The 13,073-nt window shown below is 72.1% G+C and carries 14 protein-coding genes; 7 read left to right on the top strand and 7 right to left on the bottom strand.

Annotation, left to right across the window (positions count from 1 at the left end; genetic code table 11):
* Positions 1 to 86: 86 nt before the first annotated feature.
* The 4 genes from MFF54_RS19050 to MFF54_RS19035 form a co-directional block, all read right to left on the bottom strand.
* Positions 87 to 374: an MTH1187 family thiamine-binding protein gene (locus MFF54_RS19050; protein ID WP_238304392.1), complete on the bottom strand. Its 288-nt coding sequence runs from the start codon at positions 372 to 374 to the stop codon at positions 87 to 89.
* A 106-nt stretch (positions 375 to 480) separates the two neighbouring features.
* Positions 481 to 795: a hypothetical protein gene (locus MFF54_RS19045; protein ID WP_238304391.1), complete on the bottom strand. Its 315-nt coding sequence runs from the start codon at positions 793 to 795 to the stop codon at positions 481 to 483.
* Positions 796 to 940: 145 nt separating this feature from the next.
* On the bottom strand, positions 941 to 2,419 hold the full coding sequence (locus tag MFF54_RS19040) for a protein adenylyltransferase SelO (RefSeq protein WP_238304390.1): 1,479 nt from the start codon (positions 2,417 to 2,419) through the stop codon (positions 941 to 943).
* Between the two features lie 115 nt (positions 2,420 to 2,534).
* Positions 2,535 to 3,176 carry an urease accessory protein UreE gene (locus MFF54_RS19035; RefSeq protein WP_238304389.1) on the bottom strand — a complete coding sequence of 214 codons (642 nt, stop codon included), beginning with the start codon at positions 3,174 to 3,176 and terminating at the stop codon, positions 2,535 to 2,537.
* 218 nt (positions 3,177 to 3,394) lie between these two features.
* On the opposite strand from MFF54_RS19035, the gene MFF54_RS19030 reads away from it, so the two are divergent.
* The 4 genes from MFF54_RS19030 (at position 3,395) to MFF54_RS19015 (ending at position 5,825) form a co-directional block, all read left to right on the top strand.
* Positions 3,395 to 3,664, top strand: coding sequence for a YMGG-like glycine zipper-containing protein (locus MFF54_RS19030; protein WP_066922238.1), 270 nt, complete (start codon positions 3,395 to 3,397; stop codon positions 3,662 to 3,664).
* 170 nt (positions 3,665 to 3,834) lie between these two features.
* A complete protein-coding gene (locus tag MFF54_RS19025) occupies positions 3,835 to 4,572 on the top strand; it encodes a TerB family tellurite resistance protein (protein ID WP_238304393.1) in 738 nt (245 codons plus the stop codon).
* Positions 4,569 to 5,336, top strand: a complete 768-nt coding sequence (locus MFF54_RS19020) for an N-acetylmuramoyl-L-alanine amidase (protein WP_238304388.1) — start codon at positions 4,569 to 4,571, stop codon at positions 5,334 to 5,336. The genes MFF54_RS19025 and MFF54_RS19020 overlap by 4 nt, the downstream gene beginning before the upstream one ends.
* A gap of 123 nt (positions 5,337 to 5,459) precedes the next feature.
* Entirely contained in the window at positions 5,460 to 5,825 is a 366-nt protein-coding gene (locus MFF54_RS19015; protein ID WP_238304387.1) for a DUF1476 domain-containing protein, read from the top strand.
* Between the two features lie 9 nt (positions 5,826 to 5,834).
* On the opposite strand, the gene MFF54_RS19010 is transcribed toward MFF54_RS19015, so the two are convergent.
* Complete coding sequence (locus tag MFF54_RS19010) at positions 5,835 to 5,993, bottom strand: hypothetical protein (RefSeq protein WP_197430594.1); 159 nt, start codon at positions 5,991 to 5,993, stop codon at positions 5,835 to 5,837.
* A 176-nt stretch (positions 5,994 to 6,169) separates the two neighbouring features.
* Here MFF54_RS19010 and MFF54_RS19005 point away from each other — a divergent pair, with 176 nt between their 5' ends.
* A complete protein-coding gene (locus MFF54_RS19005) occupies positions 6,170 to 7,054 on the top strand; it encodes an NAD(P)H-hydrate dehydratase (protein ID WP_238304386.1) in 885 nt (294 codons plus the stop codon).
* A 26-nt stretch (positions 7,055 to 7,080) separates the two neighbouring features.
* Here the strand turns inward: MFF54_RS19005 and MFF54_RS19000 are convergent, their stop codons facing one another.
* Together MFF54_RS19000 and MFF54_RS18995 are read right to left on the bottom strand one after the other, a co-directional pair.
* Positions 7,081 to 7,821 (bottom strand): Crp/Fnr family transcriptional regulator, encoded by a 741-nt coding sequence (locus tag MFF54_RS19000; RefSeq protein ID WP_238304385.1) that lies wholly within the window; start codon positions 7,819 to 7,821, stop codon positions 7,081 to 7,083.
* Positions 7,822 to 7,853: 32 nt separating this feature from the next.
* On the bottom strand, positions 7,854 to 8,468 hold the full coding sequence (locus MFF54_RS18995) for a metallophosphoesterase (protein WP_238304384.1): 615 nt from the start codon (positions 8,466 to 8,468) through the stop codon (positions 7,854 to 7,856).
* Positions 8,469 to 8,730: 262 nt separating this feature from the next.
* Here MFF54_RS18995 and MFF54_RS18990 point away from each other — a divergent pair, with 262 nt between their 5' ends.
* Together MFF54_RS18990 and MFF54_RS18985 are read left to right on the top strand one after the other, a co-directional pair.
* A complete protein-coding gene (locus MFF54_RS18990) occupies positions 8,731 to 11,529 on the top strand; it encodes an ATP-binding protein (protein ID WP_238304383.1) in 2,799 nt (932 codons plus the stop codon).
* Between the two features lie 8 nt (positions 11,530 to 11,537).
* The gene (locus MFF54_RS18985) at positions 11,538 to 12,989 is read left to right on the top strand and encodes a DEAD/DEAH box helicase family protein (protein ID WP_238304382.1); all 1,452 of its coding nucleotides are present in this window, start codon (positions 11,538 to 11,540) and stop codon (positions 12,987 to 12,989) included.
* Positions 12,990 to 13,073: the final 84 nt, after the last annotated feature.

The following is a 13,073-nucleotide window of genomic DNA, read 5'->3' as shown; positions in this document are numbered from 1 at the left end:
CCGGTGCCCTCGCCGAGCGAGCAAAGCCCGAGGAGGCGCCCCCCGCACCGTCATCCGGCCGGCGCCGGAAAGGCTGAGCCCGCGCGTCAGGAGACGGCGTCGAGCTTGTCCGCCATCGACTGCTCCTTGTCCCGCCGGGTCGAGAAGATCAGCGTGAAGAAGGTGCGCTGCACGCCCAATTCGGCGAGCCGCGCCTCGCAAGCCTCGGCAAGGCTGCAGATCGCGCTGAGTTCACCCTCGATGTTGGTGCCGTTGGGATGCATCGTCGCCTCGAGGCCGCTGGCCTCGATGAGCGCCTTGATCTCGCGCACGTAGGGCGAGACCGACGGGCCCACGCCCATCGGCACGATGCAGAGATCCGCCGCAACCTTCATGGACCACTCCTTTCGGGACCTTGCCCGGAACGCTGCCGGCCCCGGCCGGACGCGGCTCCAACGTGAGGTCGCGACGCCTGATTGCGGCCCGCCCCGCGACGGCATCTCAGGCCGCGCGGCCGGCCGCCGGTGCAGCGCGGTCTCCGCCCTCGTCCAGGATCGCGCGCGCCTGATCGAGAACCTCCGCGATCCGCGTGCCGACCGCCAGGGCGATCGCCGTCGAGTTCGCACCCTCGGTCTGCTGCGCGTCGATGCGGGTGATCGCGCCCGTCAGCAGCGTCTCGACGCCGTGCAGGAGCGCCCGCGCCGCCTCCGGGTTCATCTTCGCCATGGCGTCCGTCGCGGAGCAGCAGACTTCCTTCAGCATGAAGTAGGTCAGGCGATCGACAGCGTCCCGATCCTCGGTCGAGAGTTCGGCCATACCGGGCTCCGATTGTCCTTCGGATGCGCCTGGGTTCGGGCGCGTCCGGCTTCATTCGCACAACGGTAAGTTGACCACTCGTCGCTTGCATGAGGCTGTAGGCGGTCTCGGATCTGAGGTCGGATCGAGCGGTCCGAAGCCCGTTTCAGGTGCCGCAGAAGGTCCGATAGCCGACGCCGCCGCCCTCCGGCGCCTCCGCGTAGCGGGCGAAGGCCGGCTGGTCCGCGAAGGGGTGCGACAGAACGGTCAGCAGTTCCTCGAACGGGGCGAGATCGCCCCGCTCGACCGCGGCCTCGATCACGCCCTCGACCCGGTGGTTGCGCGGGATGTAGGCCGGGTTCACTGCCCGCATCGCCGCCGCCGTCTCGGCCGGCCCGCGCGTCTCGCGGCCGAGGCGCTCGCGCCAGCGCGTCGCCCAGGCATCGTAGGCGGTCGGATCGACGAAGAGGTCGCGCACCGGCCCGTCCGCCGCCGGATCCTCCGCCGCGGCGGCGAGGCGGCGGAAGGTCAGGGTGAAGTCGGCCTGGTTCTCGGCCATGCGCCGCAGGAGATCGCCGGCGAGCTCCGCGTCGCCCTCGCCAAGGGAGGCGAGGCCGATCTTGCGCGCCAATCCGCCGTGATAGGCCGCCTCGAAGCGGGGCGCGAAGCCGGCGAGCGCCTCCTCGGCCTCCTTCACCGCGGCGTCCTCATCCTCGGCGAGGAGCGGCAGCAGGGTTTCGGCAAGGCGGGTCAGATTCCAGAGGGCGATGCGCGGCTGGTTGCCGTAGGCGTAGCGCCCGTGCTGATCGATGGAGCTGAACGTCGTCCGGGCATCGTAGGCGTCCAGGAAGGCGCAGGGGCCGTAATCGATCGTCTCGCCCGCCACCGACATGTTGTCGGTGTTCATCACCCCGTGGACGAAGCCCACCAGCAGCCACCGGGCGACGAGGTCCGCCTGCCGTCCGATCACACCCTCCAGCAGCGCGCGGTAGGGCTTCTCGGCGTCGGCGACCTCCGGATAGTGCCGTGCCACGACATGGTCGGCGAGGGCCCGCAGGGCTTCCGTGTCGCTCCGGGCGGCGAAGAACTGGAAGGTTCCGACCCGGATGTGGCTCGACGCCACACGGGTGAGCACCGCCCCCGGCAGGAAGGTCTCGCGCGCCACGCGCTCGCCTGTCGTGACGGCCGCGAGCGCCCGGGTGGTCGGAACGCCCAGCGCCGCCATGCTCTCGCTGACGAGGTACTCGCGCAGCACCGGTCCCAGTGCCGCCCGGCCGTCGGCGTGACGCGAGAACGGCGTCGGGCCGGAGCCCTTGAGCTGGATGTCCCGCCGCCGTCCGTCCCGGCCGACGACCTCGCCGAGCAGGATGGCGCGCCCGTCGCCGAGCTGCGGCACGAAGTTGCCGAACTGGTGGCCCGCATAGGCGGCCGCGAGCGGTTCGGCCCCGTCCGGCACCCGGTTTCCGGCGAGCATCGCGACGCCCTCCGGCCCGGCGAGCCAGTCGGGATCCAGCCGCAGGCTCAGCGCGAGGTCGCGGTTCAGCTTGATCAGGCGCGGTTCCGCCACCGGTGTCGGTGCGAGCCGCCGGAAGAAGCGGTCGGGCAGACGGGCGTAGCTGTTGTCGAAGGGGAGCGGGGCCGACATGGGCGGTCTGGTCCTCTCGGGTCCTCTCGGGCGTCCTCAGCACCAATGGGGAGGCGGCGTCGAGGTTCAAGGCGCCGTCGGGATAAGGCCGTCGACGCCTTTGGCCGCCTCGTTCCTAATGCCCGTGCCGGCAGCCGGGACCGTGCACGTGCTGGCCGTGCTCATGGTCATGCCCGTGCTCGTGCGCGTGGCTGTGGGCGTGGCCGTGCGCATGGTCGTGATCGTGGTGATCGTGCGCGTGGCCGTGCCGATGGGCATGCCCGTGGTCATGGTCGTGCTCATGCCCGTGGTCATGCTCATGCCCATGATCGTGTCCGCAGGTGCTGTGATCGTGGGCCTGCCGCTCCGGGCGGAAGGCGCGCGAGACCGCGGCGGCGGCGCAGCCCTGGCCCCGGACCAGCTCGGCATTGGCCGGCGTGTCGGGCACGTAGAGGACGTCCGCCCCGATCTCGGCCGCCACGTGGTTGCCGCCGAGCTGCCAGGCGAGGCGCGTGAGGCGGGCCGGGTTCTCGGCCCGGACCTCCAGCAGGGCTTCGGGCGCGGCGCGCACGGCCACGAGCCGTCCGTCCTCCAGCCGCAGGGCGTCGCCGTCCTCGATCGTCGCGGCCTTCGCGAGAGCGAGATCGAAGGCCAGCCCGCCCTCCGCGTGAAGATGGCCGCTCGCCCGGCCGCGGGCGGCATAGTCGAGGACCACCGTATCGACGACGGCATCCGGCCGAACGGCGGGCTTGCGCACCAGGGTCGTGGCTCTCTGCATGGGGTCCTCGAAGATGGGCTCGACGGATTGGGTCCGTCCGTGCGGCGGCGCGGCAACCTGCATGTCGGGACGCGGGGCACCAAAAGGAACCGTACCGGCGGAACGGAACCTCGAACGGAACCTTGGCCGTGCGGTTCGCGTTCCAGGTTCATAACGGCTAAGCTCGTTCCGCACCATCGTCGCGGCGGAAGGCCGGACCGCACAAGGGAGACCCCATGATGAAGAAGCTTGTTGCCGCGGCACTCGCCGGTACCCTGGCCCTCTCGCTCGGCGCCTGCAACACGCCGCAGGACCGTGCGCTCGGCGGCGGCGTGCTCGGCGCGGGTCTCGGCGCGGCGGTCGGCGGTCTCGCCACGGGTCGGGCCGGCGGCGCGCTCGCCGGTGCGGCGATCGGCGGCGCGGGCGGCGCCATCGCGGGTGCCGCCACCGCGCCCCGCTGCCCCTACGGCACCTACCGCGATGCCTACGGCGACGTGTACTGCCGCTGAGCGATCCTCAACGATCCTCATCGACCCTGCACGGGTCGCATGGTCGGGGGCCGGAGCCGCACGCTCCGGCCCTTTTCCGTTGGGGCGCGAGCCGCTATCGCATGCGGCCCTCTGATGCGCGCTGCACCCTCGATGCCTCTCCCGACCTCCTCCTTCCGAACAGGGCCGCGATGACCTCGGGTCTCTGGGGCAAGTTCGGCGGCAAGATCGGCGGTGCCGGCATCGGTATGGCGATCGGTGGCCCGCTCGGGGCGCTCGCCGGCAGCGTCGCCGGCCATTACCTCTTCGATCGCGAGGGCGCGCCCTTCGGTCGCACGCCGCGCGAGGTGGTGTTCACCACCGGGCTCGTGGCGCTCGCCGCCAAGATGGCGAAGTCCGACGGCGTCGTCGTCTCCTCCGAGATCGAGGCTTTCGGCCGCGTGGTCCAGGTCGAGGAATCCGAGCGTCCGGGCATCGAGCGGCTGTTCAACCTCGCCAAGACCACCACGGCCGGCTTCGAGGCCTACGCGACCCAGCTGGCCTCCACCTTCCGCGAGGAGCCGGCCCTCTTGGAGGACGTGCTCGACGGCCTCTTTCACATCGCGACCGCGGACGGTGCCATCCACGAGGGCGAGGAGCGCTACCTGCACGCCGTCGCGGCGATCTTCGGGCTGGACGAGGCGGACTTCCGGCGCATCGCCGCCCGCCATGTTCGGTTGGCCGACGACCCCTACCTCGTGCTCGGCCTGGAGCGCGACGCCGACGACGCGGCGGTGAAGGCGCAGCACCGCCGGCTCGTCGCGGAGAACCACCCCGACCGCGCGATCGCCCGCGGCCTCCCGCCGGAGGCGATCGCAATCGCGACGAAGCGGCTCGCGGCGATCAACGCGGCCCACGACCGGATCGCGGCCGAGCGGGGTCTCAGATGACGCCCGACAGTCCGGTGGCCCACAGCGTCCTGCCCTCGCCGAACCACGGCGAGCGCCGGGCCAAAGGGGGCGACGCGGCCGCCGTGCGGCCCGACCTCCTGATCCTGCACTACACGGGCATGGAGAGCGCGGAGGCGGCGGTCGCCCGGCTTCGCGATCCGCGCGCGGAGGTCTCGGCGCACTACGTCGTGTTCGAGGACGGGCGCGTCGCCCAGATGGTGCCGGAGGCCCGCCGTGCCTGGCACGCGGGGGCGGCCTGCTGGAAAGGCGAGCGCGACGTGAATTCCCGCTCGCTCGGCATCGAGATCGTGCATCCCGGCCATGTCGGCGGCCTGCCGCCCTACCCCGAGACTCAGGTGGCGGCGGTGATCGCGCTGGCCCGCGACATCTGCGCCCGCTGGCGCATCCCGCCCGAGCGGGTGCTCGGCCATTCCGATGTCGCCCCGGAGCGCAAGGAGGATCCGGGCGAGGTCTTTCCCTGGGCCCGGCTCGCGGCCGCCGGGGTGGGGCACCACGTGCCGCCCGTGCCGGTCCGGGACGGGCGCTTCTTCGCGCGGGGCGATTCCGGTCAGCCGGTCGAGGCCCTGCAGGCGATGCTCGGCCTCTACGGCTACGACCAGCCGGTGACCGGCGTGTTCGATGCCCGCACGCAGGCGGTCGTCGCCGCCTTCCAGCGCCATTTCCGACCTGACCGCGTCGACGGCGTCGCGGATGCCTCGACCATCACCACGCTGCGGGACCTGATCGCGGCACTGCCGGGCTGACGGGCGCCGCCGCTTCCCGTGCCCGGGCCTATCAAAAGACGTTGTCGCTCCCGGTCCTCGGGGCCACCCTGCTCCTCGACCGGACGTGCCGACGCGCGGATCCGGGATCAGGGAGCGAGACGCATGTTGAAGGCGTTCGAAGACCGCGAGCGCGCGGCGGAATACCTATTCGCGCGGACCGAGGAGGCGCGCTTCGCGGCCCATTGCGGCAGCATCCGCGCGCTCGCCATCTTCGCGATGGCCAAGCTCGGCGTCGATGGCCGTACGGCCGAGGCCTATGCGCGGGTGCTCATCGCGGCGATGATCGAGGGCCAGCACGACGAGGATCTGATCGCGCGCGTCCAGGCGGATCTGAGCGCCAACGGCATCGAGGTTCCGCGCAGCGAGCTGCAGGCCGTGGTGCTGCGCGCCGCAGCATCCCAGGAGATCCTCTCGCGCGTCGGGCCGCCCGACGCCGCGTCCGCCAGCCGCCCGGCAGACCCGCGCTGAACGATCCCGTCAGGCGCGCTGACGAACCAGGCGCGTCAGGCCGGAGCAGGCGATCAGGCAGCCGATCCCCATCAGGCAGAGGCAGCCGAGGATCGGGCCGGGGCGTCCGCCCGCGAGGACGATTGCGGCGACCAGCGGGGCCAGAAGGACGACGAGCAGCAGCGTCATGGTTTACTCCGGCTGAACGGCGCACAGCCTAGCGCGAAAAGTGTTAACCCTATGTCTCCGGTGCAGCCATCGGCGGGCCATCGCAGGCAGGCGCTTCCAGGGGACAATTCGGCCGGAGGCGGGTTTCCCGAAGGCGTCCCCCTGGGCGGTCCGGAGGGGCGCGGGAGGAGTCCTGCGTGGGCGCGAGCGTTCCGGTCACCCCATACCTGCTGCGTGAGCGCGGGCTCCCGATACCGGAGGCCGACAGCAAGGACGCGCGCGGGCGGGTCCTCGTCCTGGCCGGATGCCTCGAGGTGCCGGGCGCGATCCTGCTCTGCGCGGAGGCGGCCCTGCGCGCCGGTGCCGGCAAGGTCCGGATCGCGACCTGCCGCGATCTCGCGGTGCCGGTCGGTCTCGCCCTGCCCGAGGCACGGGTGCTCGCGCTCCCCCAGACACCGGGTGGCCGCGTCGCCGTGGAGGCGGCCGGCACGGTCATCGAGCAGTTGCGCGGCTGCGACGCCGCGCTGCTCGGCCCCGGCATGATGGACGAGGGGGACACGCGCGACCTCGTCCGCGCCGCTTTGGCCGACCCGCCCGCGGCGGCCCTCGTGCTCGATGCCGGCGCGATGGCGGCGCTCGCCGCGGATCCCGGCCTCGTGCGTCGGCTCGAGCGGCCGGCGGTGATCACGCCGCACGCGGGCGAGATGGCGCGGTTGCTCGACGCCGAGCGCGCCGCGATCGAGGCCGACCCGCTGGCCGCGGCCCGCGAGGCCGCGGAGCGCTTTCGCACCGTCACGGTGATGAAGGGGGGCCGCACCCACATCGTCGCACCGGACGGGACGGCCTATCTTCACGATTCAGGTCATCCGGGCCTCGTCACCGCGGGCTCGGGCGATACGCTCGCGGGCCTGATCGCCGGCCTGCTGGCCCGCGGTGCCGAGCCCTGCGACGCGGCGCTCTGGGGCGTCTACCTGCACGGCGTTGCCGGACGCCGGCTCGCGCTCGGCTGCGGCGGCCTCGGCTTTCTCGCGCGCGAGATCCCGGCCGCGGTGCCGCCGATCATCGCCGAAGTTCTGGCCTGAGAATTCCTGGGCGGACCCTCGGTCGCTCAGCCGGCCGCGGTTTCGGGACGTGCTCTCGCCTGGAGGGTCGCGTCCCGCAGCGGCTCGGCCATGCGCTCCAGGGCCGGCGCGTCGTGGATGCTCACCACCCGGTTGCGGATGCTGACGAGCCCGTCCTCCCGCAGGCGACGCAGCACGCGGTTGACGTGGACGGATGTCAGCCCGAGCACGTTGCCGAGCTGGTCCTGCGTCAGCGGGATGCCGTACTCGAGCGCGCGCCCGGTGCCGGTGGCGGCTCCGATCCGCACGCTGAACTCGAGGAGCAGGTGAGCGATGCGCTCCTCCGCGCTGCCCTGGCCGAGACTGACCACCCAGTTGTGCAGCCGCCGCTCCTCCTCGACGATCTGCCACGTGCAGCGCAGGGCGATCTCGGGATCGGTGTCGAAGGCATCGCGCAGGCGATGCTGCGCCAGGCGCTCGACCGTCACGTCCGACAGAGCCACCACGGCGTCCGGGTGTGCCGCGACGAAGACGCTCTTGATGGCGAAGAGGTCGCCCGGCAGGAACACCATCAGGTACTGCGTGCGTCCGTCCGGCAGCGCGCGCACGCGGCCGACCCAGCCGGTGCGCAGGCGGTAGACGTAGTCGTGCTCCGCACCCTGCTGGACGATTGTCGTGCCCGCCGCGAAGGTGCGCGGATAGGGGACGGTCAGGTTGTCGAGCTTGCGGTCGCCGCTCGCCAGCGCGGCAGTCAGCTCGGGCCGGTGCAGGCAGCTCGCGTTCAGCATCGGTCTCGTCGGTCGGTTCGGCGCATCCGATCTCAATCTACATCAGAGGCCGCGGTTCCCCTGCTCCCGCTCCCGTCCGAAGGCGCGGTGGCGGCGCGCGCGTCGCGCTCCAGCTCCTCCGGCAGATGCCTCGCGGCTTCCTGGCGCGCCACGATCTCGGGCAGCGTGACCGGTCGGTAGTCCCATGCATCGACGCCGACGTCGCAGGAGCAGCGCGTGTCCTCCAGCGTGCCATGCGTATGGCCGTAGAGGTGGCGCGTGCCGCGCCACAACCCGGGCCAGGCCCGGTGAGCGTAGTGCGCCAGGAACAGGCGGCAAAGAGCGCCCGCCCCGTCGCGTACGGTGAGGCGCGCGCTCTCGACCGGCGGATCCGCCCAGGCGAGGGCGAGCACCCGCTTGCTGTCGTGGTTGCCCCTGACCAGCCGCTTCACGCCGTTGAGCCGGTCGAACACTGCGGCGCAGTAGGCGCGGTCCGCATGCGCGGCGAAGTCGCCGACATGCCAGACCGCGTCATCGGGGCCGACCGTCTCGTTCCAGCGCGCGATCAGGGCCGCGTCGTGGGCCTCGATCGAGTCGAAGCGCGCCCCGCGCTGGCGCAGAATGTGGGCGTCCCCGAAATGGGTGTCGGCGGTGAAGAAGACGCGCATGCCGTCTGGCGGAGCCTCGTGCCCGGAAAGGTCCGCCGAAGATGGCGCGAGCCGGCGCGCGGGCCAGGATCACCGATCAAGATCGCGACAGCTTTCCCGGAACTGGATTCCCTCCGCGGCGCGCTCGGTCTACAGCCACGCTGCGCTGCAGAATTCTGTCGCGCCGCGGGGTATTAAGGCCCGATTAACGCTTTCCTCCGCACGAGGATGGCACGGCGCAGGTCGGTTGCTGCGTCGGAGAGCAAGGGATGAGGCGGTTGAGATGACGGTTCCTGTCGCGGCCGACGAGGCCCGGCGCCTCGCCGCGCTCGAGGCGCTGGGCGACCTGGGGGGCGAGGCGGCGTCCCATCTCGCGGCGATCTGCCGGACCGCCGCGAGCCTGTTCGATGTCTCGATCGCGGTCGTGCCGCTGGTCGAGCGGACGGAGCTGCGCCCGGCCGCCGCCTGCGGGACCGATACGAGCCCGATGCCGCGGGAAGGCGCGTTCTGCGCGCACACCATCCAGTCCGACGATCCGCTCGTGGTCGAGGATACCCTGCTCGATCCGCGCTTCGTCAGCAGCCCCCTGGTCGTCGGCCCGGCCGCCATCCGCTTCTACGCGGGTGCGCCCCTTATCGTGGCGCCGGGCCTGCGTGTCGGCACCCTGTGCGTGCTCGACACCCAACCGCGCAGCTTCTCCGAGGCGCAGCGGCGTCAGTTGCAGGATCTCGCCGGCATCGTGGTCGGCCAGCTGCGCCTCCACGAGGCCAATATCCGCCAGCAGCAGGAGATCGCCGCCCGCGAGGCGAGCGAGGCCCGCTACCGGGCGCTCGCCGACGCCCTGCCGCAGCTGATCTGGATCTTCTCGATCGACACCGGCGAGAACGCCTACGTCAATCAGCAGTTCGAGCGCTATTACGGCCCGATCGGTCCCTCGCGCGCCGCGCGCCTCGCCGGCAACCACCCGGACGACGCGGAGCGGATGGACCGGGCGTGGCGCACCGCGATGCGCACCCGCAGCCCCTATCAGATCGAGGGCCGCCTGCGCCGTCACGACGGGATCTACCGCTGGCATCGGCTGGTGATGATTCCGATCCGTCAGCGGGGCGAGATGGTGGCGATGCTGGGCACCGCGCTCGACATCGACGACATCATCTCGGCGCGGCGCAAGCTCGCCGAGACCGGCAAGCTCCTCCAGCTCGCCCAGGATTCGGCCGGCGCCGGCACCTGGGATCTCGACCTCGCCTCGGCGCGGATCACGTGGTCGGCCGAGAGCGCGAAGCTCCACGGCATCGACGCGCCCAAAGGATACGCGCTGAGCACCGAGGAATGGCTCGCGATGGTCGAGCGCGCGGACGGCGAGGCGGCGCTCGCCGCTGCCGCCGCAGCCGCCGAGCAGCACACGAGCTTCTCGATCGAGTTCCGCGTGCCCGCCCCCGACGGCAGCCTCCGCTGGATCCACGGCACCGGCCGCGCGCTCTACGACGCCGAGGGCAGGCCGCAGCGGGTGATCGGCCTTAACACCGACATCACCGCCCGCAAGGCGGCCGAGGACGCCCTGGTGCGTGCCAAGGCCGCGGCGGAGGCCGCCCAGCGCGAGGCCGAGCGGGCGAGCGCCGCCAAGAGCGACTTCCTGGCCACGATGAGCCACGAGATCCGCACGCCCCTCAACGGCGTGCTCGGCTACGCCGACCTCCTGGTGGACGAGTTGGAGCCCGGCACGGTGGCCCGCCTCCACGCGGAGCGTATCCGCGGCGCCGGCTCGAGCCTGCTGACGGTCGTCAACGACGTCCTCGACTTCTCGAAGATCGAGGCAGGCCAGGTGGAACTCGCCGCCGAGCCCTTCGGGCTCGACGCGGTCACCGATCAGGCCGTGGCGATCATGCGGGCCGGGGCCGAGCTGAAGGGGCTGCGCCTCATCGTCGAGACCGAGCCCGGCCTGCCGGAGCGCGTCGTCGGCGATGCGGACCGGCTGCGGCAGGTTCTCCTCAACCTGCTCAACAACGCCGTCAAGTTCACGGCCGCGGGCAGCGTGACTCTGAGCGTGTCGCGCGTGCCCGGTCCGGCGGACGAGGCGGCGCAGCTGCGCTTCGCCGTGCGCGACACCGGCATCGGCATTCCGGCCGAGAAGCACGGCCACCTGTTCAAGCGCTTCTCGCAGATGGACGGCACGATTCAGCGGGAGTACGGCGGCACCGGCCTCGGACTCGCCATCTCGAAGCAGCTCGTCGAGCTGATGGGCGGCGCGATCGGCCTGGAGAGCGCGGTCGGTGCGGGTTCCACCTTCTGGTTCTCGCTGCCCTTGGCGGTGGCCGAACCGGCTGACGCGCCCGTCAGCGCGGCGGAGGGGGAGGTTCGGCCCGCACGCGGTCGACGCCTTCTCCTCGTGGAGGACGTGGCGCTGAACCGGGAGCTGGCGCTCGCCGTGCTGCACGATGCCGGCCACCGGGTGGATGCGGCGTCGAGCGGGCCGGAGGCGATCGCGGCCGTTCAGGCGGAGCGCTACGATCTCGTCCTGATGGACGTGCAGATGCCCGGCATGGACGGGCTCGCGGCGACGCGGGCGATCCGCGCCCTCCCGCATCCGTGCGCCAGCGTACCAATCATCGCCATGACGGCGAGCGTCCTGCCGCAGCAGGTGGCCGCCTTTCGCGAGGCCGGCATGAACGACCATATCGGCAAGCCCTTCAAGCGCGCGGCGCTCTACGCGATGATCGATCGCTGGACCCCGCAGGAGCTGCCTGTGCCGGCCGTCACCGGGACCCTCGACCTCAGCACCTACCGGGAGGTCGCAGCCGTGGTCGGACCGGCGCGGATGCGCCAGCTCCTCGCGACGCTCGCCAAGGAACTCGGCGAGCGCTTCGGGGCCGAGGGCGTCCTGCCCGAGCGCGAACAGCTCGCCCACGATGCCCACGCGATGATCTCCGCCAGCGGCGTCCTCGGCTTCACGGAGTTCGCGATGCTCTGCCGCGAGGTCGAGCTGGCCTGTGAGGAGCGGCGCAGCTACGCCGCGATCCTCGGCCGCCTGCACGTCATGCGTCGCGCGGTCATGGACGAGATCGCGCTCCTGCGCGCGGCCTGACGCGGGTGGTGACCCCGCGGCCCACCACGCCGACGGCAATGGCCCAGCCGCATGCCCCGGGCGTCACGCTGGTGCCCAGGCCGCATCAGGCGGAAGCGGCCCGCGCCATCCGGTCCGCGCGTGCGGCCGGCCGTCCCGGCTTCCTGCTCGGCGACATGACCGGGCTCGGCAAGACCCTCTCGGTCTGGTCCGCGCTCGCCGCGATGCCGGAGGCCGCCGTGCTCGTCGTCTGCCCCAAGGGGGCGATGCCGCAATGGCGGCGCACGATCCGCGATGCGGGGCTCGCACCGAAGGAGGTGACGCTCGTGAACTACGAGCGCACCAAGTCGCTGATGGCGCCCCCGGAGGCGGTCCGCCGCCGCTCGACCAGGGCGAAGAACAACGCGCTGGCCAAGCACGGCAGCCTCAAGCGCGCCTGGCCGCTCGTGGTGTTCGACGAGAGCCACCGGCTGCGCAACCCCTACGCCCAGCAGACGATGGTCTGCCGCCAGCTCGCCGACGCCGCGACCTTCACGGTCTACATGAGCGCGACGGCGGGGCAGGCTCCGCACGAGCTCGGTTATCTCGGGCGCTTGCTCGGGCACGCAGTGGGCAGCCCGACCGAGACGCTCGCCGACTTCCGCGCCCTGATGCAGCGGCTCGGTATCGGGCGCGCCAAGGGGCGCTGGGTGAACTGGTCGTGGAGCGCCAACGCCCACGACTGCGCGGTGATGGCCGACCTGCTCTACACGGGCGCGAACGCGATCGGCCTGCGCCGCCGCCCGGCCGACATCGCGGGCTGGCCCGAGGTGCAGCGGGAGCTGGCGCCGACCGCGCTGAAGCCGGACGAGCGGCGCCTCTACGACGCGACTTGGCGGGAGTTCCGCCGGGAGTTCGGCTTGGCTGGGGGCAGCACCCGGCGCCCCGCCGGCTGGGCCGCGGATCTGCGCTTCCGCCAGAAGGCGAGCCTGCTGCGGGTCGCCGGCACCGCCGATTTCGCCGAGATCCTTCTGGATGCCGGCGAGCAGGTGGCGCTCTCGGTGGCCTTCCTGGAGACCGGTGCGGCGCTGGCCGAGACTCTCCGCGGCCGCGGCTGGCGGGTCGACGCGATCGACGGCACGCGCACGGGCGAGGCGAACGAGGCGGCCCGGCTCGCCTTCCAGACGGGTGCTCTCGATGCGATCGTGTTCACGGTCACCGAATCGATCTCGCTGCACCGGAACGAGCTGCCCGGCGGGGAACGGACCCGGGCGCTCGTCGTCCACGACATGCGCCACAGCGCGATCCAGCTCGCCCAGATCGAGGGCCGCTGCCATCGCGACGGCGAGGCCGCGGTGATCCACTACGCCTACGCGGAGGATACGGTCGAGGAAGCGATCGCCGCGACCGTGCTGCGCCGCATGGCGGCGATGGACGCGATGGCGGGCGAGGATACCGGCATGCTCGACGCGATCGCCGACTGCATCTCGCGGGCGGCCTAGCGCCTCACAGATCGAGGGGCGCGTTGTCGACCACTTCCTTCATCACGAAGAAGGTGCGGGTCTGGCGCACCTTCTTCGTGATGA

This window comes from Methylobacterium gregans (assembly GCF_022179245.1).
GTDB lineage: Bacteria > Pseudomonadota > Alphaproteobacteria > Rhizobiales > Beijerinckiaceae > Methylobacterium > Methylobacterium gregans.
This window is presented reverse-complemented; position numbering and strand designations above follow the sequence as displayed.